Source organism: Vibrio sp. 1F255 (genome assembly GCF_041439145.1).
GTDB lineage: Bacteria > Pseudomonadota > Gammaproteobacteria > Enterobacterales > Vibrionaceae > Vibrio > Vibrio crassostreae_C.
Genome location: NZ_JBGONQ010000007.1, coordinates 66,417 through 92,188, shown reverse-complemented (window position 1 = coordinate 92,188; position 25,772 = coordinate 66,417). Strand labels below are relative to the sequence as shown.

Genomic DNA, 25,772 nt, shown 5'->3' with positions numbered 1-25,772 from the left:
CGAACTGTAACTGGATCTAAAACGGAAGGCTTAATGAAAATACTGAATGAGTTCATCCACTTATAGGTCGAACGTTAAATTGACAATATCTTATAAAATGTTAAATCGGTGTCAGTATTTAGGGGCTCTGACATTGGTCTGAAATTTAAGTTCGTTCTATGAGGCAACATCCTTACATCAAGAAAAATATATGCTTAAGGATTAACTCATGAAAAAACAAAATATCTCGGCAGTCGCCCTTCTAGCACTGATTATTACGGGTTGTGGTGGAGAGAGTTCATCAGGAGGTGACAGCACAACGTCTAATAACGCTAATGTTCCAAGTAATCCAAGTAATCCAAGTAATACCGGCTCATCATCTACCTCTCAGCAGCCTGACATTAAAGCTCTTAGCAACAATATGATTTTTGCGATCGAAGGTTTTATCGAAGAAACGGATCCAATCAGAAATTTCTCATCTATTGCCGTCAAAAATGAGCTGCCTGCGTTCAAGAGTGGAGATACTCAGAAGGTTGATGTGATTATCGCTGTACCAACAATCGTTATCGATAATGGCAGCAACTTTGTTAACGATTGGCACTGTTACGAAACCACAGGATTAAGCGCGCAAAGGAAGGATCATCAGTTACTTGTGGACGGTACAATTTCTGAATATCGATACGATATGCAAAGTAACTCTTGTTCTAGTGAGCTCTTGGGATCGTATGTGTTTAACGATGCGGTGTTCGACAGTTCGTTGGAATTTAAAACCGTTGGCAGCGTAGTTTCCAAAGATGGGAGCGGCACAGAGTCTAATTTACCTACTTACGATTTTATCGCTCAAGCTTATGGAGAGCAGTCAAAAGAGCGGTTTGGTGATTCGTGGGAATTATTACAGCGCGACAAAATTAATGCAGCAGCTAAGGAGGTTGGGGCCTCGATCTTTGAGTTGAACACTTCATCTGGAAAGATCGATTTGGATCTAGGTCAGCTTAATAGCGACACTCTCATCGATTTCGCTTCACTAGATACAAATCAATTATTGAATGGTGCGATTTGGGGGATGCCCGGTCAAGGCGTTGCCGATGAAAAATGGTGCCGAATTGTGAATATTCCAGAAGATCTAAGTCAGAACAGTATTAAGTATCAATCTGTTATCTCGACAAATTGTGCGAGGTCGACACAACGTTATTGTGATGCCTTTGGTTCATCGTTTTCGAGTGGTAACTACCCACCAGCAGCTCCTATCGCTTGGGACAATAACACGGCGAGTAATGCCCAGTTGAACTCAGATGAGCAGTACCGAAGAGATGCTCAAGGTCACTTTGTTGTGAACAGTTCTGGTCAGAATGCGTTTGTCCTCTCATCCAATTCGGTTGTGATTCCTATTTTCGGTTACACCAGTCCGCGAAGTGATGGTCAAGTTAACAATGCCGGTCTTAATAGTTGGGTTGGTCACGAAGGTCACTGCCAAAACGTGATGAATAGCCGACACACAAAGATAGGGATTGGATACAAAGCCAGTAAGTCAGATGCATCGAAGATGTCTTATTGGACGCAAGATTTCAACTAACACACTCATTGCTTAAATACGGGTCATTCATTTAGCGTCTCTATTCTTTCTTTAGTTGGTAGTGGCAGGTTACTTGGTAGCAGCAGAGCACTCGATAGTGCCATTTTACTTTACAGTGATACGTGGGCGATCAGGATTATTAAAGGTGGAGGCGCGAGGACACTATGACGATTCATTAATGTCGTGAATGATTTTGAGTGGTGTCATGAAATGGTAAGTTTTGCTTCGATTCGAACGCTAAGATGTATTTCAAATCAAGGCTACTTATCAAATTAGAGAGAGACAGAATGACTAAATCAGACAAAGTTTACGGGTTCAACACACCACAACGTCTATTCGTAGGTTACACGTTAGCCGTGCTGGTGGACTTAGTAGTACTTAACTTTTTCGATGAGTACTGGGACTTCGTCAACATTGAATCTTTCACTATTTCTTTGATAGCGGCGTTGTTGCTGCAGTTATTGTTGAAGCTCTCTATTGGCTTAGAACACAAGGTAGCGGATTACTTCAAACAGAAATCTGGAACGGCACCTAAGGTGTATCGAGCGCTGTCGACATACATTATTCTTGTTGGCTCAAAATTCGTGATGCTAGAAGCGATAAACCTTATGTTCGGTGACAAGGTGAGCTTCACAGGCCCTTGGGGCGGTGTAGTTGCGTTCTTCGCTGTGGTATTTACGATTCTGGTTGCTGAAGTGATTGTATCGAAGATCTACTTTGCTCTGGATGAAAAGCAAGAATCAAATGAGAAAGCACTAAAAAAGACCAACGCGTAACACAACATAAAATACATATGTGAATAACAGACGAGCCAGCTGATTAAGCTGGCTCGTTTTCGTTTGAGTTGCGATAACCAATTCGACGTGCTTGTTGGTTCTATTTTTCGTAAACCACATTTCCTCGCAACACCGTCATCAACACCTGAGTTTTGGCTATTTGTCTTGCTGACACTGTGGTGATGTCTCGGTCGAGAATCGCGAAGTCCGCCGATTTTCCTACCTCAATAGATCCAGTGATGTCGTCGATGCCCAAGCTAGAAGCGGCATTAATCGTGTAAGCGTCGATAGCCGTGTAGATATCAGTTAGGCCCGTTTTACCCATGATTAAACTGTTCGCGATGCCGACTAAAGGGTTGATGTCGTGTACGTTCCAGTCACTGCTTAAGGTGATATTCGCGTCGGTCTTGAGTATTGCATCGAGGTTCATCATGGCTTTAGCACGGCGAGCACCTAGGAAAGCTTCGGCCCATTGGTGTTGATGCCTTGCAACGTAATCAGAGCCAACTTGGAAATCTGCAGTTACATCTAACTGGCGAAAGCGTGGCACATCTTCATCATTGATTAATTCGACATGGGTTAGGGTGTAGGGTTTGGTTGAACCTTGTTTGCGAATACTTTCTATCGCATCAAGAGATTCACGAACCGCTCCATCACCAATCGCATGAATGTGGGCGCTAAAGCCGATTTTCTCGAGCGCAGTTAACCATTCTTTCATTTGTTCTGGCGGAATATAGTTCAAGCCATTAGGAGACTGGGGTAGATAAGTATCTAAGTAGGGCGCGAGTGTTTTGGCGGTGCCATTGATAAAGATGCCATCACTGTACATTTTCACCTGATCGACAAGTAACAGATGGCTTTTATCGTCGGAATGCATTTTCTCAAAGACTTCTAATTGAGAAGACATCACCATCGATGGGTACACCCAAGGGCGTAGCGAGACACGCGCCGTTAAGTCTTGATTTTGCTCGGCCTCTAGCCAAACGTCATACCAACCTCGTTTCCAATACATGCGACCGTCGCCAATGGTGGTGATGCCGTGGGTTGCCGCTTCCTCAAGCCCGAACATTAAGCCTTGGTAGCTTTGCTCAAACAGTTCACTTTGGCTATTCCAAGCCATCTCCATCAGTTGATCGCCAGCATTGTCTAATAAGATGCCATTGAGCTTACCGCTGTCTTGGTCTTTTAAATAAACACCGCCTTGTGGGTCTGAAGATTGTTGGCTGATTCGAGCGATTTTTAGTGCTTTTGAGTTGACCCACATCGAGTGTGAAGTCTGCTCCATGATCACCACTGGGCGATCCGGGAAGATACTGTCGATGATCTCTAGCGGTGTATAGTCAGAGTCGCTATCGAGCGTTGCTTCTAAAGAAAAACCATAACCCATTAGCCAACCTCTGCCATCGGTATCAGCATTGATCTTACACGCTTCTAAGTAGGGGATTTGCTCTTCTAATGTTGCTTCAGAGTCGAGTTCACAATTGCCACCCAGCTCTGAGGCGGCTTCAAACACATGGTTATGGTTGTCAATGAACCCCGGCAAGACAAAGGCATTGTCTAGATCAATGACATCAGTGCTTTGCCCTTGAAAAGTTTGCGCCTGTGATTGGTTACCGATAAAGATGATCTTGCCTTTGTGGGTAACGATCGAGTCTGACTCGCGATGCCCATATATATCTGCATTGGTAAAAATTTGGTCAGCACTCTGGCTTTTAACAGTTGTTTGCGCTTGAACTGCTGTTTGTGTTTGAACAATAGTGTTGGCTTGTGCAAGCACCGGCGCTACGGCCGATAAGCTTGCGAGTAATGCTATCCATGCAGTGCGTGACAGAGTGAGCTTGTTATTCATTATTATGTCTTCCATGTTCCACTGTTTAGTAAGTATAGAAAGCGAGTGGCCAGAATCATATCGTGAATTTTTAATAATAAAGTGTCCTTGATTGCTCTCTTGTTTGCATGTAATTCCAATATCTTTTGAGGTGGTTGTGGGAATACAGCTCATGAATAAAGGATTGCGAATCCATTCGCAGACTAAACGATTCACATAAGGTTCTGAATAAATTACAGTTAAGTGAACTATAAAAATGGATTTAACGTATTACCAAGGATGTAAGTTTATGTTTTCACGAGACTTACTCGCATTACTAATAAAAACAAGTCGAGGTTAGGATGAAAAAAATATTATTGCTGCTTAGCGTGATCTTATTGGGTGGTTGTGTTGGCATGCCCGAAACGGTTAAGCCTGTTCAACAGTTTGAGTTGGAACGATACCTAGGGAAATGGTACGAAGTGGCTCGTTTGGATCACTCGTTTGAGCGCGGCTTAAGTAATGTGAGCGCTGAATACAGCCTGCGTGATGATGGCGGCGTGAAGGTGATTAACCGTGGATACTCTGCCGAAGAGGGTGAGTGGAACGAAGCGGAAGGAAAAGCGTACTTCGTTGAGGGCTCTGAACAAGGCTATTTGAAAGTGTCTTTCTTTGGCCCTTTCTACGGCGCTTATGTCGTGTTTGAATTAGACAAAGAGGGCTACCAATACGCGTTTGTTTCTGGGCCCGACACTGATTACTTATGGCTACTCGCAAGAACGCCTGAAGTCGCACCAGAAGTGATGGAGAAGTTTAAAGCCATGTCGAAAGAGCGTGGCTTCAATACCGATGAGCTGATCGTTGTGGAACATACCCAATAAACCGATCTCTGTTATTGCTGAGAGTGACTGATGATTGATAAGGCACAGAGGATGAATTTCTCTGTGCCTTTTTTATTCAAAGATAGAGCTACAATTAACGAGGCTGGTTGCCGTTCAAGAATAGCGCGACACATTCGCGAGTGTAGTGAAGCCTTTCTTCTTCGGATTCTCCGCTATCGTGACCGAAGAATGACCAATACGCCGATTTGCCGTGAAACATCAGCAACAGTTGGCTTGCTGCAATGACTGGCGAGCTTGATGTCGACAGTGTGAGATCACCAGAGTCTATTTTCGACTGCAAATAATCAGCAAGTAACTTGGTGGTTTTCTGAGGCCCAGTTTCTAAATAGATAGAGGCGATCTCTGGATGCGTATTCGATTGGCTAATGGCATTTTGAAAGGTTTGTCTAGATTGTTCATCAAGTAATAAATCCTGAAACTTCACACCAAATTTCACCAACTCATCACCCACCGCAGCATCCATATCAAAGGCTGCAGGGCTGAGTTCGCGTTCCGCACACTTGGTTTGCATGCAGGTTTCGAAAAGTTCGTCTTTGTTTTTAAAGTGAGAGTAGACCGTTTGCTTTGAAACGTTCGCTGCTTTTGCTATCTGATCCATATTGATCTTGAAGCCATACTCAGAGAAAAGCTGGCTTGCTGCGGTTAGGATCTGCGATCTCTTCTGTTCACTCTTGATGATTTTTGTCACGTGCTGTTTCTCGTTACTTGCTTGGTACTTGGCTTTGCTCAGTTCAATGCATTTCGTTCTGCGCTAAGCATTATGCTTTTTGTGATGGTTTTATCAATCATTAACGATGAAACTTATTTTTAACATAATCAAACTAGACAGTCTAGTTTGGTTTGGTTAGTCTAAAAAAAGAACATGATTGAGTACTGCATAGGAACAGTGAGTATGTATAAATTGATGAAGGGAAGTGCAGTAGCAGTGGCGTTGTCGACTCTTCTTGTCGGGTGTGGTGAAAATACACAAGCCGAGACAGCATCCGATGCAGATAATGCTGCAGTGGAATCGAATAGTGCAGCGTCGACAGTCTTAACAGTAGAAACTGTCGCTTTGGAACGCTCTCCAGCGTATGCAGTACAACGTGAATATGTCGGTGTGGTAAAGGCGGGGCAGCAGGCGAATTTGGGTTTTGAATTGGCGGGTAAGGTCAATGAGATTCTGGTGGATGTCGGTGACACAGTCACAACGGGTCAGCCGTTGATCAGACTGGATACCCAACTTTTGGAAACCGAGTCTAGCCAACTGAAAGCGCAGGCTGAAGAAGTCAAAGCTCAATTGAGTTTGGTGGCAGCGAACCTTAAACGTCAACGTTCATTGAAAGCGAAAGGCTTCAGTGCCGAAGCGGAGATTGATTCTCTCACCAGTGAGCAACGCGTATTGCAGGCGAACTTGTTGCGCATCGATGCATCGGTAAAAGGCAATGAACTGAAATTGGTGAAGTCGACAGTGCTTGCGCCTTATTCTGGAACCATCGCGACGCGCTTTGTTTCGCTCGGAGATGTGGTGAATGTGGGTAATCCAACTCTTACACTGCTCGCTTCTGAGGGCAAAGAGGCCTTCATCGGTATTCCTGCTCACCAAATGCAAAAAGTCACCTCACTTTCTTCGCCTAACATCCGAGTTGGGAGAACAGATTATGCCGTGGAGCTATTGAATCCCGGCGCAATGGTCGACACCCAATCTCGCAGTGTCGGTTTGCGTTACCTATTCCCTGAACAATCATCGGTATTGGAAGGGCAACTTGCCTACCTTAAATTTGATGAGCAGATTGATGACTCAGGTTACTGGGTGCCATTAACGGGTTTGATTGATGGATTGCGCGGTGTGTGGAACATCTTTGTGATTGGTGAAGACAACAAAGTTGAACGTAGAAGTGTTCAGGTGTTGTTTGCCAACAATCAACAAGCGTATGTGAGTGGGGCGATTGAAGACGGTGAACAGGTCATCGCCAGTGGTTTACATCGCTTAGTTCCGGGCCAAATCGTGAAACCAGTCAGTGCGGCTGAGTAGGTAATAGTATGAAAATAATAGAGACTATTTCCAACACTCGACTGCTTATCTTGATGACCGCGCTGCTGATGGTGAGTGGTATTTCGGCGTTCATGACGTTGCCACGTGCAGAAGACCCAGTAATCATCAACCGTTACGCGAACATCACAACCAGCTTCCCCGGCGCCAGTGCCGAGCGTGTTGAAACCTTGGTTACTGAGGTAATCGAGAACAAGCTGCGTGAGCTGAGTGAAGTTAAATTGGTGAGTTCAACCTCTAGGCCGAGCGTATCGATTGTCACGCTAGAACTTAATGACACCATTACCGAGCCAGAACCCGTCTGGTCCCAAGCTCGCGACAAGCTATCTGACATCGAATCCATTTTGCCTGCGGGTGCTCAATCTCCCGATCTCGATAGCGACCATACCTATGCTTTCACAACTATCGCATCTCTAACTTGGTCTGGTGCAGGCGAGCCTGATAGGTTAACGCTGGGCCGTTATGCCAAAGAGCTCGCCAAGCGACTAAGAACTTTGTCGGGTACTGAATTCGTTGATGAATACGGGATGCCGCAAGAAGAGATTCAAATCAGTTTACGTACGGCCGATGCCGCTGCTCTAGGGCGTTCAAGCGCCAATATCGCTGAATCGCTCGAAGGGGCAGACGCCAAGAACTCGGCGGGTGAACTGGTCAGTGCTTATTCTCGCTTTGGCTTAGAAATTAAATCTGAACTGGATTCCATTGAACGCATTAAGCAAGTGCCAATAGCCACTGATAGCAAAGGTCACATCATCCGTATGGAAGACATTGCTTCGGTGAAACGTGGTGAGAAAACCCCACAAGACCAGATTGCTATTGTTGATGGTGAGCCGGGTGTGATTGTCGCGGCAAGAATGCACCCTGATCTGCGAGTTGATAACTGGACGTCGCGAGCTAATGCGCTCATCAGTCGATTTGAGCAAGAGCTGCCGAGTAATATTCAGGTCAACGTGCTTTTCAATCAACAAGGCTATACCGAAACTCGCTTGGACGATTTGGGTAAAAGCCTGATGATCGGTTTTGGTCTGATTTTGATCGTACTGTTTGTCACCTTGGGTGTGCGCGCCGCGATCTTAGTGGCGATTTCTTTGCCGTTAACGTCACTGCTTACATTGTCGATCATGAAAATGACCGGTGTGCCGATTAACCAAATGTCGGTGACAGGCCTAATTGTGGCGCTCGGGATCATGGTTGATAACGCGGTGGTGATGGTCGATACCATTCAAGCTTATCGTTTGAAAGGGCAACAACGAGCAGAAGCGACCATGAATGCATTGAAGCATTTATGGGTGCCGTTATTAGGCTCAACTTTAACTACCGTGTTGGCGTTTGCCCCGATTATCTTGATGCCGGGTGCATCGGGTGAGTTCGTCGGTGGTATTGCGATTACCGTTTCTTTCTCATTGATCGGCTCTTACATCATCTCGCACACCTTAATCGCAGGCTTAGCGACCAAGCTATTGCCGAAACAACTCAGTGATGTCGATAAGAAAGGGCAGCACCATTGGTACATGACGGGTTTGAGAATTCCTGCTTTGACGCGTTGGTTTTCGTCTTCTGTTCGCTTTGGCGTCACGCATCCAATCATCACGATTGCTTTGGTGTTATTGGTACCGTTTACCGGTTACTGGAGTATGTCTCAGTTGACTGAGCAATTCTTCCCGCCATCAGACCGAGACATGTTTGAGATTCAGGTGTATATGCCACCTCAAGCGAGCATTTACGCCACTAAAAATACTTCTGAAAAAATCGACGATATCATTCATCGTTACCCTGAAGTGGAGCGTATCGATTGGCTCGTGGGTGCAAACTTCCCATCCTTCTATTACAACCTGCAAGCAAGGCAAAATAATGCGCCGTACTTCTCGCAAGCCATGGTGAAAACAGAGAACTTTGACCAAGCCAATACGCTAATTCCACAGTTGCAAAAGGTGTTGGATGAAGAGGTGCCGGAAGCACAAATCTTGGTACGTAAGCTTAACCAAGGGCCTCCATTTACCGCGCCCGTTGAACTGCGAGTGTATGGTGAAAACCTCGATACGTTGAAAGCGATTGGTGAGGATGTGCGATTGATTTTGGCGGGTGTTCCTCATGTGACGCACACAAGGGAAACCCTGCAACCAGGTACTCCGAAGGTGTGGTTGAAGGTTGATGAAGACACCGCAAAGCTGAATGGTATTTCATTGAACCAGTTCGCAGGTATGCTGCAAACTACTCTGACAGGTCGTGAAAGTGGCTCTGTGATTGAAGGCAGTGAGTCGGTACCAATCCGTGTTCGTGTGGCGGATGAGGCGCGTGAGAACTTAGCGCATTTAAGCAATATCCGTTTACCAATCAGTTCAGATGTCTACTCGACAGGTATTAACGTATCGACACTGGCTGAACTTGAATTGACGACCAGTCGCGGCGCGATAACCCGCCGAAATGGGCAACGTGTGAATACTATTGAGGGCTACATTGAAGCGGGTGTCTTGCCTCAAACCGTGCTCAATGAATTCCAAAAACGCCTAGCAAGCTATCAGATGCCATCAGGCTACACGATTGGTTTTGGTGGTGAATCCGCTGAACGAGATAATTCAGTCAATAGCCTGATCTCGAATGTCGCAGTCGTTGTCGTATTGATGGTGTTGGTGGTGGTGATGTCGTTCAACTCATTCCGAATGAGCAGCATCATCTTCATGGTAGCAGGATTGGCTGGTGGGTTAGGGTTGTTGTCGGTGTGGGTTTTCGGTTATCCGTTTGGCTTTACGGTGATCATCGCCATGCTCGGCATTGCAGGTTTGGCGATCAACGCGGCCATCGTGATTCTGACTGAATTGAAGCTAGACAAGGAGGCTTCCTCTGGGAGTGTTGATGCAGTCGTTGATGCAGTCGTTGATGCTGTTATGTCGTGTACTCGACATATCAGTTCAACCACAATCACAACCGTTGGTGGCTTTATGCCACTGATCATTGCTGGTGGTGGTTTCTGGCCTCCGTTCGCGGTCGCGATTGTTGGCGGTACCGTATTAACCACGCTTATTTCGTTTTACTTTGTGCCGGTGGTTTATCATTTAATGACTAAAAATCAGCGAAAAACCATCGGTACTCAAGCTGCATAACTGTTTTTCAATTTAACGCATCTTTAATTTAACTACTCTTCAATTTAGCTACTCTTTAATTGCCCATAATCGAGCCGTATCAGGCTCGATTATGGTGTTGTTATTCTCGATAAATTCATCCCAATTCCTACCTTTTTGTTGTGCTTTTCACCGCTATTACGCCCTCAATTAGTCAAATTATCCTTTCTGTTAGTCATTATATTCTTTCAATTCGTCACATTAGTGCATCGATGAATGCTTGATTATCTTTTTGGTGAATGGGTGTGGGTTTTGAATAATCTAACCAGTGAATACCTTGTAAATGGTATGTGAATTTACAATTTTGACGGGCGTCACACTTCTATTTATTCGCTCTTTCTAATGTACCTTGAACTTGCCCCAAGCTTTGGTGGTGAGCGAGTGTTTATCTACTTTTTCTAAATCCCTTGTCAGTACTGGCTCCATCTGTGTAGCACGCTATTGATGTGTGTCTTAATCGCTTATTGCTTCTTAGTTTTCGTCTTCATAAATGGAAGGTTAGTTTCCAAGTTTGTTTGGTGAGCTTTCAATTTCAACTCTTCATAATGCGCCAAATGTAACAATGTATTTCAAAGTGTAACAATTAAGTCATGTTTTCTGTGTGGTTTTAACCCAGCAGTAACGAACCTTATTGCATTGCTTTTTGAGATGCGGCGTTTCACATGCTCAACACATAAATATTCTAATGATCATGACAACCAGTACTCAGACGTTCGTTCTGAGGCTGGATAACCATCGAGAAAGTTAATGGAAGCTTCAAGATATAAACGCATTTTATCGAGGACAAATTTGTCGAAGATTGGTTTGCTGGGAACCGTTCTGATGCTCGAAGGATGTAACTCCGCATTGCTCGACCCAAAAGGTAGCGTTGGCGTTCAGGAAAAAGAGCTGATTATCACGGCTCTGTTGCTGATGTTGATTGTCGTCATCCCAGTGATTCTGATGACCATCTACTTTGCTTACCGATACCGCGAGAGCAATACCACGGAAGAGTATGCACCTGACTGGGCACACTCAACCAAGATTGAAGTGGTGGTATGGACGATTCCAATCATCATCATCGCGATTCTAGCCACCATCACTTGGCGAACAACACACGAATTAGAGCCATCAAAGCCTCTGGTGAGTGACGTTAAGCCTATGGTGATCGAAGTGGTCTCTCTGGACTGGAAATGGCTGTTCATCTATCCGGATCAAAACATTGCGACGGTTAACTATGTTGCGTTCCCGAAAGATGTTCCGGTGACGTTTAAGCTGACTTCAGACAACATCATGAACGCATTCTTTATCCCGCGTCTTGGTTCGCAGATCTACGCGATGCCGGGAATGGTGACCAAGTTGAATTTGATTGCAAACCACGAAGGTGACTTCAAAGGCTTTGCATCGAACTACAGTGGCAAAGGGTTCTCACAGATGAAATTCACCGCATCAGCTCTGCCTGATCAAGTGGCATTTCTAAACTGGGTGGAGAAAGTGAAAGCAAGTCCTGATCGTATTGAAGATTGGGAGCAGTTCCGTTCATTGGCTGCGCCAAGTGTGGCTGAACCCGTCACTCTGTTCTCCAGTATCCCACCATTTTTATTCACCGATGTCGTGACCCAGCACCCTGGTTCAATGAACTGTTTGCCGGAAACCCAAGGATAATCGTCATGTTTGGAAGATTAACTCTAGACTCAATTCCCTACCACGAACCCATTATTTTGGTCACGTTAACCATGATCGCTTTAGTGGGCAGCTTAGTGGTGTACGCGGTAACCAAAGCCGGTAAGTGGCAATACCTTTGGAATGAATGGTTTACGTCTGTAGACCACAAAAAATTGGGCTTCATGTACATTGCTGTAGCGATGGTGATGTTAGTTCGTGGCTTTGCTGATGCGGTCATGATGCGTAGCCAGCAATTGCTTTCTGCAGCCGGTGAAACGGGCTATTTGCCGCCACATCACTACGACCAGATCTTCACGGCTCACGGCGTGATCATGATTTTCTTCGTAGCGATGCCTTTGGTTATCGGTTTGATGAACATCATCGTGCCGTTGCAAATCGGTGCTCGTGATGTTGCATTTCCTTATCTGAATAACCTGAGCTTCTGGCTGTTTGTGGTGGGTATTATCCTAACCAACATGTCACTGGGCTTAGGTGAGTTTGGCCGCACGGGTTGGTTGGCGTATCCGCCGCTTTCCGGTATTGAGGCAAGCCCGGGGGTGGGTGTCGATTATTGGATATGGGCGCTGCAAATATCCGGTGTGGGTACTACGCTAACGGGTGTGAACTTCTTTGCGACCATTTTGCGCATGCGTACTCCGTCTATGCCAATGATGAAGATGCCAGTATTCACTTGGGCATCTCTGTGTGCCAACATCCTGATCATCATCTCTTTCCCAATCCTAACGGTAACCATCGCGCTTCTGACGTTGGATAGATACATCGGCACGCACTTCTTCACCAACGACCTTGGTGGCAACGTGATGATGTATGTGAACCTGATTTGGGCATGGGGACACCCTGAGGTGTACATCCTAATCTTGCCTATCTTCGGTGTGTTCTCTGAAGTGACTGCAACCTTCTCTCGCAAAAAACTGTTTGGTTATACCTCACTGGTATGGGCGACGGTGGCTATCACTATTTTAGCGTTTGTGGTTTGGCTGCATCACTTCTTTACCATGGGTTCAGGCGCCAATGTGAATGCCTTCTTTGGCATCGCAACCATGATTATCTCTATCCCGACCGGGGTTAAGATCTTCAACTGGCTGTTCACCATGTACAAAGGTCGTATCCGTTTCACAACACCTATGTTGTGGACAGTTGGCTTCCTTATCACCTTCACTGTTGGTGGTATGACGGGCGTATTAATGGCAGTACCGGGCGCAGATTTCATTCTGCATAACTCAGTATTCCTGATTGCTCACTTCCACAACGTGATCATCGGTGGTGTTGTGTTCGGTTGTTTTGCTGCGATTGGTTACTGGTTCCCGAAAGCGACTGGTTTCACTCTGAACGAGCTTTGGGGCAAACGCGCATTCTACTGCTGGATCATCGGTTTCTTGATGGCGTTCTTGCCGCTTTACGCTCTGGGCTTTATGGGCATGACGCGTCGTTTGAGCCAAGACATTAACCCTGAGTTCTTCCCACTATTGGCGGTTGCGGCTGCAGGTACGGGCGTGATTGCGATGGGTGTGGTGTGTCAGTTCGTTCAGATTTACGTGAGTGTTCGTGACCGCGACCAAAACCGAGATCTAACCGGTGACCCATGGGGTGGACGTACATTCGAATGGGCAACGTCTTCACCACCGCCGTTCTACAACTTTGCAAAACTGCCTAAGGGCGATGAACTAGATGCGTTCTGGTACCAAAAGCAAAGTGGCGAGTTTGACCCAACTCAGGAAGAAGAATACGAACGTATTCACATGCCGAAGAATACACCGACAGGTATCTATGTTTCTGCATGGGCGTTGGCATTTGGCTTCGCGATGATCTGGTACATCTGGTGGTTAGCAGCAGCAAGCTTAGTGGGCATCGTGGTGACGTGTATTCAACACAGCTACAACGACGATGTGGACTACTACGTGGAAGTTGAAGAGATCAAAGCGATTGAAGCGGCTCGACGTGCACAGCTTGAAGAAGCGAAGAAACAGTCAGTGAAAGGCGACCATTCTGGTCGTGGTAACAGTGCTGACGGTGACAGTGATGCTGACAGTGATAACAACGACAATAAAGATGACTTGGAGACGACGTATGCAAGCTAATACTCCGTCACACACTTATGGTCTTGCACACTCGCATGATCATCACCACGAAGCTGCGGGCAATAAGTTGTTTGGCTTCTGGGTTTACTTGATGAGTGACTGTGTCCTGTTTGCCACGCTTTTCGCGACTTATGCCGTGCTTGAGAGTGGATCAATCGCAGGGCCTACAGGCAAAGACATCTTTGAACTGCCGTTCGTGTTTGTCGAAACCATGATGCTGTTGTTCAGTAGTATCACCTTTGGCTTTGGCATGATTGCAATGAAGCGCAAAGACGTTACGGGACTGAAGCGATGGATAAAAGTCACTTTCGTATTGGGTTTAGCCTTTATCTGTATGGAAGTGTATGAGTTTCATCACTTGATTGCAGAAGGGTATGGCCCTCAAGAAAGTGCGTTCCTTTCTGCGTTCTTTACCTTGGTTGGCACACACGGTTTGCACGTAACGTTTGGTCTGATTTGGATGGCGGTGGCTTATCACCAGCTTTCAACCAAAGGTTTGAACGACAACATGTCGATGCGCTTCCAGTGCTTGAGCTTGTTTTGGCACTTCCTTGATATCGTTTGGATTTGCGTATTTACCATCGTGTACTTAATGGGGGTGATGTAATGGAACAGCATCTAGACAGTGGTGCAACGGATTATGTGAAAGGCTTTATAGCGTCACTGATTCTCACCATTATTCCGTTCTACATCGTGTGGGCGCATGTGTTACCAAGCACAGAAACGTACGTGATCTTGTTCGGCTGCGCGCTGGTGCAAATCTTTGTGCACTTTAAGTACTTTCTACATATGGAAGCGAAATCTTCCGATGGGCGTTGGAACTTGGTGTCACTGATGTTTACCGCCATTGTTGTATTGATTCTTATCGCTGGCTCGGTATGGATCATCTACAACATGAACGTCAACATGAAGTTGTAGGCTAGGTATGCTGAAAAGATATCTGTCTATCACCAAACCGGGCATCATTTTCGGCAACCTGATTTCTGTTGCGGCGGGGTTCTTCCTCGCCGCAAAAACAGAACCAGCCAGTGCGATGTTGTTACTGACAACATTAGCGGGAGTGGGACTTGTGATTGCATCAGGTTGTGTTGTGAACAACATCTTTGATCGAGACATCGACCAAAAGATGAAGCGCACACAAAATCGAGAATTGGTTCAGGGCAACATCAATACAGATGTAGCGTTCGTCTATGCCTTGGTTTTACTGCTAGCAGGCACAGCGCTGCTGTTTCAGTTCGCTAATCCGATCTCTGCGGTCATGGTGTTGCTTGGCTATGTGTTTTACGTCTTTTTCTACACCATGTGGTACAAGCGTACATCGGTTTACGGCACTTTAGTCGGCAGTATTTCGGGAGCCGTTCCGCCGTTAGTGGGTTACTTGGCGGTGACTAATTACATTAGTTTGGAAGCGGTTTTGTTGTTCGCGATGTTCTGTTTATGGCAAATGCCACACTCGTACGCGATCGCGATGTTCCGCCTTCAAGATTATCGAGATGCAGGCATTCCAGTGTTACCGGTGAAAGAGGGCGTCGACAAAGCACATCAACACATGAAAGCGTATGTTGTGGCGTTTGGCGCAGTATCATTGGCGCTGTTCCTACTTGGGGAAGCAGGTTATGAATACCTAGCGGTGTCGGCGGCAGTCTGTTTTATGTGGACCAAAGTGACATTCCGCAAAGTCGATTGCCTTAACTACATCCAGTGGTCAAAGACGGTCTTCAAGGTCTCTCTGCTGGTGGTGATGAGCATCAGTGGTGTACTGGGGCTGGAGTTGGTTCCGTTGCCTACGCTTTTTTGATTTAAGTTTGTCGTTGAACCCTCAATGTTCTGAAGTCCGAGGGTTTGACGACTTTTTATCTGTCCCGCTTTAAGCTATTACCCTTCAAAAATATCACTAAGCCAATCTTCAAGCTGCTCTCGTTTATCTTGTGGGCCATTGATGATCACTAAGCTATTTAGTGTCGCGTGATCCCAAGATATGGTGCCAGTTGCTAGCGCATCGAACACATCTAATTCAGTAATTAACAGTAGATCTTCTTCAGTAGGCAAAGTGTCTCTACCTGACACATCGACACCCTTCTCAAGTTTCACTTGGCTGTAATGACCTTTGATTGCTTCGAATAGGTTGAACTCAATTTTGCTTGGGTGGGGTTTCGCAAGCGCGGCCTTGATGGCAAAGAGTCGAAAGTGATCCGGCTTATTGAGGTTGTTGAATTCATCGTCTTGTCTGGCTGTAATGATGTTGCCAAATACTTCTAGTGAACCGGGCTCTGTCACTAAGCTAAATCCGGTTTCTTGGTGAAGACCGCAGGCAAACGTGAGTGAAGAGGTGAGTGAAAGAATCAGAGCAAATCGTTTTAACATAATGGTTATCGAGACCTATAACAGGGTTAAGAATCTGACGGCAGCAGCCGAACCTGACGATAAAAAGGGACCACAAAGGGTCCCTGTATTTGTTTGTCGTCCATGTGAAGCGGTCAGTGCATCGGTTGATAGTGTGTTATTGATTGTTTACTAATACGCTATCGTCGAAGAGCGACCGTTCGAGCTCGCTATTAGCGAACGATGAGCATGATCTCTTCTGGAGTCATTGCCTTATCGAAGTAGCTCATGAATTGACCGAAGCCTTTGATGTCGCCATTCGAGAACGTGAATGCACCAGACTGTAGGTTGGTACCAATCACTTGTTGAGCGTTTGGACCTGCAATCAAGATTTGGTTCAATACTGCACGAGTGGTGTCGATTTGAATGTCTGCGCCTTTCACTGCTTCTTCGTGTAACTGAGCAATACCGTTGCGAATTTCGATAGTGAATGCTTCGTTCGTATCAGAGAAGTTGTACGTTAGCATCATGTTCACGTCTAACGAGTTTTCTGCGATAAGCGTTGAAGTCATCATGTCGAAGATCTGCTTGCTTGGTAGTGCAGTAAGAACGTCAACAGAAGCGAAGCTGATCATGTTAGAGAAGTCACGTTTGTTCTCTAGTTCAGCCGCCGCGTTGAGCGCCCAGTTACGCCAGTTGATGTTCACTTGGTCTGCAGCCCATGCTTTGTAAGCTTGTGCTTTCATCTCACGAGCTTCCATATCTTGCTTGTTTACCGTGATTGGGTAAGAAAGAATTTCTGCTGCAAATGTGTAGTTCTCAGCCTTAATTGCTGCTTGTGCAGTAGTAAGGATGTTGTCACGACCGCCCATGATCTCTACGAATGCTTTAGCGCGTTGCTCGTAAGCCATTGGCTCTAGCTGCCATGGATCCGCTTCGAAGAAACCGTTGTAACCTACGTAAATCTGACGCACGGCGTGTGCAACAGTACCGTAGTGTTCACCTAACCAAGGGTGTTCTGCAAGGTGCTTAGGAAGTTTAACTACTTCAACTAGCTCGTCTGGCGTCATACCTTTGTTCATGTAACGGATAGTTTGATCATGAGTGTATTGAATCGCATCACGGTAAGCCGTTAGTACGTCAGATACCGCTTCTTTGCCTTCAATAGGACGACCGTGAGAGTTAATCATGATCTCAGTGTCGAACTTACGCATTACGTCGATGCCCTTGAACCACATTGATGGGTCACGGAATTTAGTACCACGGATGGTGTGAAGGTTAGGGAAGTTCTCACCTTGAAGTACTTCAGCCGCGTGCAGGATTTTCTGGTCTGGGAAGTAAACCACTAACTCATCTTTAGTTTCAGATGGCACGTTCTCGATGTGCATTTTCACGCCAGAAATTTCGATTTCGATGTGGCTTTGGCTTGGTACAAGCAGGTTTGGTTCGATGAACGAGATAGCACCTTGCATGAAGCGCGGACCAAGGCCGTCGTTTACTGTGCCGTGCTCGCCTTCTTCTACGTGCTTAGCTCCTGTGTAAGAAGTACGGTGACCAAATAGAGTACCTAGGTTTGAAGACCAGTTAGCCACTGCAGCGGTTAGGCCTTCTTCAGCGATGATTTTTACTTCACCTGATGCCACTTCTTCGCCAGTCACCCACGCACGCACACCAGAGATGTGGTCGATGTGGTTGTGAGAATAAATGATTGCTTTAACCGGCTTGTCGGTGATTTGACGGAACTGTTCTTTAACCGATTGAGCCATTTCTACCGACTCGCCTGGATCAACAATGATGATGCCGTCCGTACCTTCAATCATGACGGGTGTATCTAGACCGAAACCGTAACCAAGATATACGTTGTCATCTACTTTGATGATTGCTTGGTCCATTTTACGACCATGCTTGGTGAGGATTGGGTGAACATGGTCAGACTCAGCAGTGTAAGCTAGAGAATCGCCTGTTTTAGAAACAACTTGAATACGTTCGCCTTTTCCCCAGAACATGTTTGATTTGTGTTCGAATAGAACCTCGCTCTTGTAGCGAGCATCAAGATCAATGTTTTGGTATTGCGCAGCATTTGCCGTCTGAAGTTCTTGGCCGACTTTCGATGTCGCTTCTACAGTTGGCGTTGCAGATGCAAAACCAGAAGCAAATAGTGCACTTGCGATTGCAACTGGAAGTGCCATTTTTTTGAATGTGTTAGTCATGATAGTGACCTTATATTTGGATACAGGAATTGGATTTCTTGAGCCAAATAATAGACAGGAGAGGGGGCGCTATCTACGCGCTAATAGGATTTCAACCTATCGTTATTACGATGTTTTATTTTATTAATGATTGTATTAACGATTTTTATTTGATCTAAATCAATTAGCCAGATGAGCTTGTGACAGATACAAAAATGCCCTGACATTCAGGGCATTTAATTTGGAATTAATGGCTGTTATATAAGTGTTTACCGAGAATCTGAGTACTTACCGAGAATCTGAGTACTTACCAAGCACCTAAGTAAGACTTGTAAGATTGTAGGCGAACCGTTGCTGCGCCGATTACATCGATGAAGCCCCAGAACGGATGTGGCTTCTCAGCTGAGATCCAAGCCGCGCCAGTTGAACCAATAGGGATGTTGTAACCTTCTGGTTCAATGATCTCAAGTACGATAGTACGACCTAAACCATTGCCGTTTCTTACCACGTGTTGACCGACGCTTTGTGGCCCCTGAAGTGGAGAAATACTCGACTCACCGGTACCGGCATTAAAGCTGTGTACTTTTGCTCGGAACACGTGGCCTGGGTATGCATCAACGAAGAACTCAGCGAAGTCTCCTACTTGAACATAGCCATAAGTTTGGTCTGAAATACGCATCTCAAGAAACTTTTTGCTGGTGTTGTAGAGGTGCATGTTACCCATGACAGAACCTTCAGCAATATTCACTATCGATACCTGACCATCAAACTCAGCTCTAATGGTCTTTTTCTCTTGCGCCCAATTTACTTTTTGTAAATCGGCTTTTAACGACACCAGTTCAGCATGCAGCACTCGAAGATCAGAGTCGTACTTTTCTACGTCACGCATATTGAAAATTTCAGGTGACGTTTCAGCACGCTCTAAGTCGCGATTCATTTGCTTGATCTCTTCTTCTTTCTGAACAATTGAAGATTCGATCTTTGCTTTGTCTGCGGCTGAGTTAATGTCGACGAGTGTGTAAATTACGTCGCCTTCTTTAACCATTTGGTTGTGTTCAACAAGCACTTGGTCGATCTGCTGGCCAAAGATCGGTGACATCACCGCGTGTGGTGCTTTCACTGTGGTTGAGTTGGTTAGATCAACGGGTGCCCACAAGCGAGAGATAACCGCTAATACCGCAAGAATCGTTACGCCGCCAATGGCAGCCCATGTGTAGTTCTTGAAGTTCTTCTTAAGTGCGCCTGTCGCAAACAGTGACCATACAATTAGGATGTATGGAATCATCATCTCTTTCATTATGCGACCTCTTTTTCTGTAGCGGATGGTGTTGTTGGAGTCTTTTCTTCTGAAGCCTGTTCTTTTGAAGATTGCTCTACTGAAGACGGCTCTGTTACCGGTTGTTCAGGTGATACGTGGACTGCGGCTGTCTCTGTATTGGTCGCGTCTTGTTTAGGCTGAACACCACGGCGAATCACATCACTCAGTGATTGACCAATATGTTTCCAGTTCGCCAATGCGATAACCAAGGCGATAACCCAGAATGTTTTGCTGATGAAGAGTCCGCAAAGTGACAGTGCAAACACGATTTGAACGTGAGCGCTTTTGTGCTCTTTTGCTTTATGCACACCCAGTTCATGCAACTGCCACATGCCGTAAACACCGGCTAAAACCACAGCAATGGTCACTGAGAACAAGTAACCAGAGAAGGACTCCATCTGGAAGAAGTTCATCATCATTTCATTGGGATGATTGTTGAATTGAGACATGTCGATGTCTTTAGAATGGATTGTGCCTAATGGTGCAAGAGCCCATGCTCCCGCAAACATCACTGCCATAAACAGGCAGAATTTAATCAAGACCATCACAACGGCCCAGATTTTCTGGAAAACGATTTTTATAAAGTTCATATCTCAACCTAAATAAGGAGAGAGAAAGTGCAGCCTTGGTACAAGACTTTTAGAAGACATCTGAAAGAGGTGTTGAACTCACGTAACCGTATAGACCTACTGAGTCAAAAGTACTAGATGACAATTAAAAATCGCTTTGACCACGTAGACAACGCATTCTCGCGAATAGAGTGTTAAAAACACCTGGCGAAATCATTCTTAAGTAACGTCTACCATTGATAGGTTCGTTTGCTGCATTGGGTTTTAAGGCTGTCTTCCGTGATGTGTGCAACACCATCATCTACACATTTTTAGGTTTTCTGTTTAGGTTAAGAATTGATTTGTTGGCGAAATAATAGGAAGTGTAACTGGTGCTATCTACGCATTATTGCGATATTGAATTATCGTAATTACGATGAATTGAGTGGTTGCTTAAACGTGAGGTGGGTTTATTTGAACAGGCTCAAACTCGGCTTATAAAATATGTCTATTTAATTAGCCTGGATCATAGAAGTGGCTATAAAAGTATCAATAAGGCAGGACGGAAATATTGAATACTCCGACCAGTCTAGGGTGAGTTTGGGTGGATTAAGCGTTACTGGCACAGCGAAGAGATTTAGATTCCAATCTGGCGAATGTGGCAGCTATTCGAAAGAGTGAGTTGTTCTGACATTTTTGCTCTTTACCATATGATGCTTCCTTCTCAGTTTTGTTTTCTCAATGAGCATCCGTTGTTTCATTCTATCGCTTTTACGATAAGATAATTAAATCTATCGCCAAATGAGCACTGAATCATGAGTAATGACATTCCGAATTTTAACTTATTGGCTGTGTTTTCAGCGGTGATGGAGCAGGGCAGTTTGAGTAAGGCTGCCGATCATTTGAATACCAATCAATCGACGATCAGCACTGCGCTCGGCCGACTGAAAAATGAAATTGGCCAAGAGTTGTTTGTGCGCAGTGGGCGAGGGGTTGTGCCTACTGCTTACTCGCAAAGCTTGTATGAGCAAATCAAAGCGCCAATACACGAGCTCAACGGCGTGTTTCAAGGTATGGCTGGGTTTGATGAAGCGAGTACAGAGCGCAGGTTTGTGGCTTCGGTTCCCGAACATTTAAAGTGGATGTTGCTCGATCGATTTTCTCAGTTATCTAACCAAGGCTTATCTCTTGAGGTGTATGACCAACCAGATAGTGATGATCAAGTCCATGAGGATCTATTAACTCAGAAGTTTGATTTGATGATCGACATTGTGTTGCCTGAGCATTCAAGCATGATGAGCGAAAAGCTCTACGACAGTGAGTTTGTGATTGTTTGCCGAAATGGGCACCCTAGGATCAAAGGTGAGATCACCGAGGCGCAATATCTCAGTGAGCAACATGCGGTTTTAGCCAGAACACGTCGCCAAGTAAGAAGTTTGACTCACTACACTTCGTTAGACTTATCCTCGCGTAAAATTGTAATTCACGGCAGCTCTATGGCCAGTAACCTAATGCTGTGTAGCCAGACTGATTACATCACTGTTGTGCCGCTTTCTATGGCGATCCAGTATCAGGAACGTCTTGGGTTACAGTTGTTCAAACCGCCTTTCGATTATCAGCCTATCTCTCATTACCTCATTTGGTTGAAAAAACAGAACACCGATCCGGCACATAAGTGGTTCAGAGAGCAGATCATCAATACGACTAATGACATGTCTAAATCACTAAACAGTTGGCGCTCCGCTTTCTGATCGTCGCCCTATCTTTTGTTTGCCAAATATCTTCTTAACAAATCACTTGTATTAAGTGAGTTATAATAGAAAATTATCACAATGAGAATTTATGATAATTTCATTTATTTGCTGTCAGCTCGTATATTAACCCTAACAAAGGAGTGGGTAACCTCCACTCACGATTATATCGGCTCAGGTTGCTGGGCTAAAAAGGGCGAAATATGAAATTCCTACACACAATGATCCGAGTTACTGATTTAGACAAGTCTATCGAGTTCTACACCAAGGTATTGGGAATGAAGGAACTTGAACGCCACGAAAACAAAGAGTACCGCTACACATTGGTTTTTGTTGGCTATGAGCAAGGCGGCACGACTATCGAGCTAACGTACAACTGGGATACGAATGAGTACGAGATGGGCAGCGCGTTTGGTCATCTGGCATTGGGTGTAGAAGATATTTACGCAGCATGTGACAAAATCAAATCGCTAGGTGGCAACGTCACTCGCGAAGCGGGTCCAGTGAAAGGCGGCTCAACTCATATCGCTTTTATTACTGACCCAGACGGCTACCAAATCGAACTGATTCAACTAGGTTAATCGAGGATATAACAATGACAAACGCACTATTTCAACCAATTCAACTTGGTAATATCGAGCTTAAAAACCGTATTGTTATGCCACCGATGACGCGTTCTCGCGCAACGCAACCTGGTAATTCAGCAAACGATATGATGGCGGCTTACTACGCTCAGCGTGCTTCTGCAGGTTTGATTATTGCTGAAGGCACACAAATTTCACCTATGGGTCAAGGCTATGCTTGGACTCCGGGTATCTATTCTGATGAGCAGATCGCTGGTTGGAAAAAAGTGACTGATGCCGTACATGAAAAAGAGGGCGTTATCATCGCTCAACTTTGGCATGTAGGCCGTGTAACACACCCAGACAACATTGGTGGTGAACAGCCAATCTCGTCTTCTGCACTTAAAGCACAAAACGTAAAGGTATTCATCGATAACGGTACTGATGAACCGGGCTTTGTTGATGTGGTTGAACCTCGTGAAATGACGAAACAAGACATCAAAGAGGTGGTTGAACAGTATCGCCAAGCGGCTTTGAATGCGGTTGAAGCAGGCTTTGATGGTATCGAACTTCACGCAGCGAATGGTTACTTAATCAACCAATTCATCGATTCTGAAGCAAACAACCGCACTGACGAATACGGTGGTTCAATTGAAAACCGTTTACGTTTCCTAGGCGAAGTGGTTGAAGCTATGGTTGAAGCGATTGGTGCTGACCGTGTTGGTGTACGCCTTGCTCCGTTCACATCGTTGAATGGTACGGTTGACGCTACACCAGTAGAGACTTACACAGCGGCGGCAGCACTACTTAACCTATACAAAATTGTTTACCTACACATTGCAGAAGTTGATTGGGACGATGCACCTGAAACGCCAAAAGCATTTAAAGCAGCAGTTCGTGAAGCCTACGAGGGTGTCCTTATTTATGCGGGTAAATACGATAGCGAGCGTGGCGAAAAAGCCGTTGCTGAAGGCGTAACTGACATGGTTGGTTTTGGTCGTCCATTCGTTGCGAACCCAGATTTACCAGCTCGTATTCAAAATGGTTACCCACTTGCAGCGCACGATCCAAACACATTGTTCGGTGGTGCTGAAAAAGGTTTAACGGATTACCCAGAATACGCAGGCTAAAAACAGCTGCCTGAAGCAGAGTATTGAGATAGTATCTCGATCCTGTTGAATGTTTATAAAAAGCAACCTTGCAGAGTCGGGTTGCTTTTTTTGTTATTGGACTAAGTAAAATGATGAACGTGAAAGCGATGCGCGGAGAGCTTTACCTTCTATTTGCCACCCTGCTAGCTGGGGTGGGATGGATTGCATCTAAGCTGGTGGTATTAGAAATGCCTGGGCCAGTGTTCATTGGTGTGCGATTCCTCGTCGCGAGTCTTATTCTTCTGCCATTTTGTATTCACCATATTCGTAAGCTTTCGTTTAAGCAGATTCTGTCTCTTTGCGGCGTGGGTTTGTTGTTGTCTGCCTCATTGCAGGTATGGGTGTTTGCAGTTTCGGTGACTGAAAGCTTGTCGGAAGGGGCATTCATCATGAGCTTAGCCATGATCATTGCACCGTTTGTGTCTTGGATTTTGTTTCGAGTTAAGCCTAATCGCGCGTTTTGGATGTCTTTCCCGATCGCGATTATTGGCATGCTGTTGCTGACTTTGGGTAACGGCTGGCATGTTGAGCAGAGTCAGATTTATTTCTTACTAGCATCGATGTTGTTGTCTGTTCACTTTGTGATGAACAAGCGTGTGATTACCAATATCAAGCCTATCGCATCAATCTGTGTGCAACTGTTTGTGGTGGGTGTGAGTGGTTTAGCCTTTGCTTCTATGACAGCTCAGCCGGAGTTCGAAATCACCAAAACCTTAGTCTTCTGGTTTATTGTCTCTGCGGTGATCGCAACGTCTATTCGTTACTTGCTACAAACGGTCGGTCAGCACTCCGTGAACATGGAAGTGGCGGCATTGATCATGATTCTTGAGCCTGTGTGGACGCTGCTGTTAAGTGTGAGTGTGCTTGGCGAAAGTGTAGAGATGCAGAAGCTGCTCGGTGGGGCGGTGATCATTGCTTCACTATTTTGCTATATCAAATGGTCGAGACGAAAATAAAACACACGGCGCAAGGCCGAGTGTGGGTTGTTTTTCAATACACGTTCAGAGTGTAATAATTTCTAAGCACTAAGCTTGCTAAGCAGTGAACGCGGTAAGATCAGATTGCCGCGACTACTTTCTGAAGTAGCTTGAGCATTTGTTGTTGCTCTTCAGCATCTAACTCGTTCATCAACTCTTTGTTTAAACGAACGGGGATAGGAACGAGTTGTTCTTCAAGTGCTTTTCTGAGCCTTATCAGGCGAGTGTTGAACAAGACTTGTCGAGTGCAGAGCAAGGGTTAAATTCTGCGAATAAGACGTGCAAAGGGTGTCACCGTACTTATCGTTCTCGCTGGTAACTATTCTAACAACGAGCTTTAAATACAGGTGGTAAAGTCGAACCCTTACCACCATAGTCCTATCGCACAGCCTTCTTTTCTTTATGCCATCAATTCGAATGCACTAGGGGCGGGAAAGGACGTGAATGAATTAGTCGCGAATAGTGACTTTTGTAATCACAATATCTTCGCAAGGCACATCTTCGTGTCCCCAGCGAATGGTTGTTGGTGCTTTCGCAATTTTGTTTACCACATCCATACCTGCTGAAACCTTACCGAATACCGCGTAACCCCAGCCAGCATTGGTTGTTGAGGTGTGATCTAGGAAATCGTTGTCATCAAGGTTGATGAAGAACTGCGCCGTTGCAGAATGTGGTGCATCAGTCCGAGCCATTGCCACAGAACCAATCACATTCTTCAAACCACGGTTTGCTTCGTTGACGATTGGGGCGCGAGTTGGTTTTTCTGTCATGTCGATAGTGTGACCACCACCTTGAATCATGAAACCTTCAATAACACGGTGAAATGTCGTGCCTTCGTAGAAACCGTCTTGGCAGTATTTAAGGAAGTTTTTCGACGTTACTGGCGCTTTTTCAAGGTTCAGTTCAATCTCGATATCGCCAAAGTTGGTGGTGAAAGTAATCATAGGGCTACCTAAAGTTGAAGTTTTACTGAGTCGTAATGACGAAAGTGGGTTGCAGTATAGGGAAAATAACAGCGGATA

21 protein-coding genes and 2 pseudogenes are annotated in these 25,772 nt (G+C 45.4%); 15 read left to right on the top strand and 8 right to left on the bottom strand.

Annotated elements, in window-relative coordinates; translation table 11 throughout:
- Positions 1 to 208 precede the first annotated feature (208 nt).
- Both ACED41_RS06480 and ACED41_RS06475 read left to right on the top strand, forming a co-directional pair.
- Positions 209 to 1,552 carry a CAP domain-containing protein gene (locus ACED41_RS06480; RefSeq protein WP_371724676.1) on the top strand — a complete coding sequence of 448 codons (1,344 nt, stop codon included), beginning with the start codon at positions 209 to 211 and terminating at the stop codon, positions 1,550 to 1,552.
- A gap of 287 nt (positions 1,553 to 1,839) precedes the next feature.
- On the top strand, positions 1,840 to 2,328 hold the full coding sequence (locus tag ACED41_RS06475) for a hypothetical protein (RefSeq protein ID WP_069597250.1): 489 nt from the start codon (positions 1,840 to 1,842) through the stop codon (positions 2,326 to 2,328).
- A 100-nt stretch (positions 2,329 to 2,428) separates the two neighbouring features.
- On the opposite strand, the gene ACED41_RS06470 is transcribed toward ACED41_RS06475, so the two are convergent.
- Positions 2,429 to 4,177, bottom strand: coding sequence for an amidohydrolase (locus ACED41_RS06470; RefSeq protein ID WP_371724675.1), 1,749 nt, complete (start codon positions 4,175 to 4,177; stop codon positions 2,429 to 2,431).
- A 320-nt stretch (positions 4,178 to 4,497) separates the two neighbouring features.
- On the opposite strand from ACED41_RS06470, the gene ACED41_RS06465 reads away from it, so the two are divergent.
- The gene (locus ACED41_RS06465; RefSeq protein WP_371724674.1) at positions 4,498 to 5,016 is read left to right on the top strand and encodes a lipocalin family protein; all 519 of its coding nucleotides are present in this window, start codon (positions 4,498 to 4,500) and stop codon (positions 5,014 to 5,016) included.
- 94 nt (positions 5,017 to 5,110) lie between these two features.
- On the opposite strand, the gene ACED41_RS06460 is transcribed toward ACED41_RS06465, so the two are convergent.
- A complete protein-coding gene (locus ACED41_RS06460; RefSeq protein WP_371724673.1) occupies positions 5,111 to 5,725 on the bottom strand; it encodes a TetR/AcrR family transcriptional regulator in 615 nt (204 codons plus the stop codon).
- A 204-nt stretch (positions 5,726 to 5,929) separates the two neighbouring features.
- Between ACED41_RS06460 and ACED41_RS06455 the strand changes: the two genes are divergently transcribed.
- The 7 genes from ACED41_RS06455 to cyoE all read left to right on the top strand — a co-directional run bounded on the left by ACED41_RS06455 (position 5,930) and on the right by cyoE (position 15,729).
- On the top strand, positions 5,930 to 7,051 hold the full coding sequence (locus ACED41_RS06455) for an efflux RND transporter periplasmic adaptor subunit (RefSeq protein ID WP_371724672.1): 1,122 nt from the start codon (positions 5,930 to 5,932) through the stop codon (positions 7,049 to 7,051).
- 8 nt (positions 7,052 to 7,059) lie between these two features.
- Positions 7,060 to 10,170 (top strand): efflux RND transporter permease subunit, encoded by a 3,111-nt coding sequence (locus ACED41_RS06450; RefSeq protein ID WP_371724671.1) that lies wholly within the window; start codon positions 7,060 to 7,062, stop codon positions 10,168 to 10,170.
- 765 nt (positions 10,171 to 10,935) lie between these two features.
- Positions 10,936 to 11,832, top strand: a complete 897-nt coding sequence (gene cyoA, locus ACED41_RS06445) for a ubiquinol oxidase subunit II (RefSeq protein ID WP_371724670.1) — start codon at positions 10,936 to 10,938, stop codon at positions 11,830 to 11,832.
- A gap of 5 nt (positions 11,833 to 11,837) precedes the next feature.
- Positions 11,838 to 13,931 (top strand): cytochrome o ubiquinol oxidase subunit I, encoded by a 2,094-nt coding sequence (cyoB, locus tag ACED41_RS06440; RefSeq protein ID WP_371724669.1) that lies wholly within the window; start codon positions 11,838 to 11,840, stop codon positions 13,929 to 13,931.
- The gene (gene cyoC, locus ACED41_RS06435; protein ID WP_371724668.1) at positions 13,921 to 14,538 is read left to right on the top strand and encodes a cytochrome o ubiquinol oxidase subunit III; all 618 of its coding nucleotides are present in this window, start codon (positions 13,921 to 13,923) and stop codon (positions 14,536 to 14,538) included. The genes cyoB and cyoC overlap by 11 nt, the downstream gene beginning before the upstream one ends.
- Positions 14,538 to 14,849 carry a cytochrome o ubiquinol oxidase subunit IV gene (gene cyoD / locus ACED41_RS06430; protein WP_004736302.1) on the top strand — a complete coding sequence of 104 codons (312 nt, stop codon included), beginning with the start codon at positions 14,538 to 14,540 and terminating at the stop codon, positions 14,847 to 14,849. Before cyoC ends, cyoD begins: the two co-directional genes overlap by 1 nt.
- A 7-nt stretch (positions 14,850 to 14,856) precedes the next feature.
- A complete protein-coding gene (gene cyoE, locus ACED41_RS06425; protein WP_171311262.1) occupies positions 14,857 to 15,729 on the top strand; it encodes a heme o synthase in 873 nt (290 codons plus the stop codon).
- Positions 15,730 to 15,806: 77 nt separating this feature from the next.
- Here cyoE and ACED41_RS06420 read toward each other — a convergent pair whose 3' ends face one another.
- From ACED41_RS06420 to ACED41_RS06405, 4 genes are all read right to left on the bottom strand, one after another.
- Complete coding sequence (locus tag ACED41_RS06420; RefSeq protein ID WP_371724667.1) at positions 15,807 to 16,295, bottom strand: hypothetical protein; 489 nt, start codon at positions 16,293 to 16,295, stop codon at positions 15,807 to 15,809.
- A 191-nt stretch (positions 16,296 to 16,486) separates the two neighbouring features.
- Positions 16,487 to 18,463: an alkyl sulfatase dimerization domain-containing protein gene (locus tag ACED41_RS06415; protein WP_371724666.1), complete on the bottom strand. Its 1,977-nt coding sequence runs from the start codon at positions 18,461 to 18,463 to the stop codon at positions 16,487 to 16,489.
- A 286-nt stretch (positions 18,464 to 18,749) separates the two neighbouring features.
- Entirely contained in the window at positions 18,750 to 19,739 is a 990-nt protein-coding gene (locus ACED41_RS06410; RefSeq protein WP_371724665.1) for an HlyD family secretion protein, read from the bottom strand.
- The gene (locus tag ACED41_RS06405) at positions 19,739 to 20,350 is read right to left on the bottom strand and encodes a hypothetical protein (RefSeq protein ID WP_017065282.1); all 612 of its coding nucleotides are present in this window, start codon (positions 20,348 to 20,350) and stop codon (positions 19,739 to 19,741) included. Before ACED41_RS06405 ends, ACED41_RS06410 begins: the two co-directional genes overlap by 1 nt.
- A 773-nt stretch (positions 20,351 to 21,123) precedes the next feature.
- On the opposite strand from ACED41_RS06405, the gene ACED41_RS06400 reads away from it, so the two are divergent.
- The 4 genes from ACED41_RS06400 (at position 21,124) to ACED41_RS06385 (ending at position 24,729) form a co-directional block, all read left to right on the top strand.
- Complete coding sequence (locus ACED41_RS06400; protein ID WP_229648068.1) at positions 21,124 to 22,059, top strand: LysR family transcriptional regulator; 936 nt, start codon at positions 21,124 to 21,126, stop codon at positions 22,057 to 22,059.
- Between the two features lie 203 nt (positions 22,060 to 22,262).
- On the top strand, positions 22,263 to 22,640 hold the full coding sequence (gene gloA / locus ACED41_RS06395; RefSeq protein WP_017066787.1) for a lactoylglutathione lyase: 378 nt from the start codon (positions 22,263 to 22,265) through the stop codon (positions 22,638 to 22,640).
- 14 nt (positions 22,641 to 22,654) lie between these two features.
- Positions 22,655 to 23,752 (top strand): alkene reductase, encoded by a 1,098-nt coding sequence (locus tag ACED41_RS06390; RefSeq protein ID WP_371724664.1) that lies wholly within the window; start codon positions 22,655 to 22,657, stop codon positions 23,750 to 23,752.
- 110 nt (positions 23,753 to 23,862) lie between these two features.
- A complete protein-coding gene (locus ACED41_RS06385; protein WP_017060207.1) occupies positions 23,863 to 24,729 on the top strand; it encodes a DMT family transporter in 867 nt (288 codons plus the stop codon).
- A 100-nt stretch (positions 24,730 to 24,829) separates the two neighbouring features.
- Here the strand turns inward: ACED41_RS06385 and ACED41_RS06380 are convergent.
- A pseudogene (locus ACED41_RS06380) lies at positions 24,830 to 24,955 on the bottom strand (MarR family transcriptional regulator); the annotation flags it as partial.
- On the opposite strand from ACED41_RS06380, the pseudogene ACED41_RS06375 reads away from it, so the two are divergent.
- Positions 24,953 to 25,069, top strand: a pseudogene (locus tag ACED41_RS06375) (cytochrome c); the annotation flags it as partial. The pseudogenes ACED41_RS06380 and ACED41_RS06375 sit on opposite strands and share 3 nt — an antisense overlap.
- A 130-nt stretch (positions 25,070 to 25,199) precedes the next feature.
- Here the strand turns inward: ACED41_RS06375 and ACED41_RS06370 are convergent.
- Positions 25,200 to 25,694, bottom strand: a complete 495-nt coding sequence (locus ACED41_RS06370; protein WP_017060208.1) for a peptidylprolyl isomerase — start codon at positions 25,692 to 25,694, stop codon at positions 25,200 to 25,202.
- Positions 25,695 to 25,772 lie beyond the last annotated feature (78 nt).

Excerpts from the sequence above, each read along its gene's own strand:
- ACED41_RS06480 (WP_371724676.1), top strand. The coding sequence starts at position 209 with ATGAAAAAACAAAATATCTCGGCAGTCGCCCTTCTAGCACTGATTATT.
- ACED41_RS06475 (WP_069597250.1), top strand. The coding sequence starts at position 1,840 with ATGACTAAATCAGACAAAGTTTACGGGTTCAACACACCACAACGTCTA.
- ACED41_RS06470 (WP_371724675.1), bottom strand. The coding sequence starts at position 4,177 with ATGAATAACAAGCTCACTCTGTCACGCACTGCATGGATAGCATTACTC.
- ACED41_RS06465 (WP_371724674.1), top strand. The coding sequence starts at position 4,498 with ATGAAAAAAATATTATTGCTGCTTAGCGTGATCTTATTGGGTGGTTGT.
- ACED41_RS06455 (WP_371724672.1), top strand. The coding sequence starts at position 5,930 with ATGTATAAATTGATGAAGGGAAGTGCAGTAGCAGTGGCGTTGTCGACT.
- ACED41_RS06450 (WP_371724671.1), top strand. The coding sequence starts at position 7,060 with ATGAAAATAATAGAGACTATTTCCAACACTCGACTGCTTATCTTGATG.
- cyoA (WP_371724670.1), top strand. The coding sequence starts at position 10,936 with ATGGAAGCTTCAAGATATAAACGCATTTTATCGAGGACAAATTTGTCG.
- cyoB (WP_371724669.1), top strand. The coding sequence starts at position 11,838 with ATGTTTGGAAGATTAACTCTAGACTCAATTCCCTACCACGAACCCATT.
- cyoC (WP_371724668.1), top strand. The coding sequence starts at position 13,921 with ATGCAAGCTAATACTCCGTCACACACTTATGGTCTTGCACACTCGCAT.
- cyoD (WP_004736302.1), top strand. The coding sequence starts at position 14,538 with ATGGAACAGCATCTAGACAGTGGTGCAACGGATTATGTGAAAGGCTTT.
- cyoE (WP_171311262.1), top strand. The coding sequence starts at position 14,857 with ATGCTGAAAAGATATCTGTCTATCACCAAACCGGGCATCATTTTCGGC.
- ACED41_RS06420 (WP_371724667.1), bottom strand. The coding sequence starts at position 16,295 with ATGTTAAAACGATTTGCTCTGATTCTTTCACTCACCTCTTCACTCACG.
- ACED41_RS06415 (WP_371724666.1), bottom strand. The coding sequence starts at position 18,463 with ATGACTAACACATTCAAAAAAATGGCACTTCCAGTTGCAATCGCAAGT.
- ACED41_RS06410 (WP_371724665.1), bottom strand. The coding sequence starts at position 19,739 with ATGAAAGAGATGATGATTCCATACATCCTAATTGTATGGTCACTGTTT.
- ACED41_RS06405 (WP_017065282.1), bottom strand. The coding sequence starts at position 20,350 with ATGAACTTTATAAAAATCGTTTTCCAGAAAATCTGGGCCGTTGTGATG.
- ACED41_RS06400 (WP_229648068.1), top strand. The coding sequence starts at position 21,124 with ATGAGTAATGACATTCCGAATTTTAACTTATTGGCTGTGTTTTCAGCG.
- gloA (WP_017066787.1), top strand. The coding sequence starts at position 22,263 with ATGAAATTCCTACACACAATGATCCGAGTTACTGATTTAGACAAGTCT.
- ACED41_RS06390 (WP_371724664.1), top strand. The coding sequence starts at position 22,655 with ATGACAAACGCACTATTTCAACCAATTCAACTTGGTAATATCGAGCTT.
- ACED41_RS06385 (WP_017060207.1), top strand. The coding sequence starts at position 23,863 with ATGATGAACGTGAAAGCGATGCGCGGAGAGCTTTACCTTCTATTTGCC.
- ACED41_RS06370 (WP_017060208.1), bottom strand. The coding sequence starts at position 25,694 with ATGATTACTTTCACCACCAACTTTGGCGATATCGAGATTGAACTGAAC.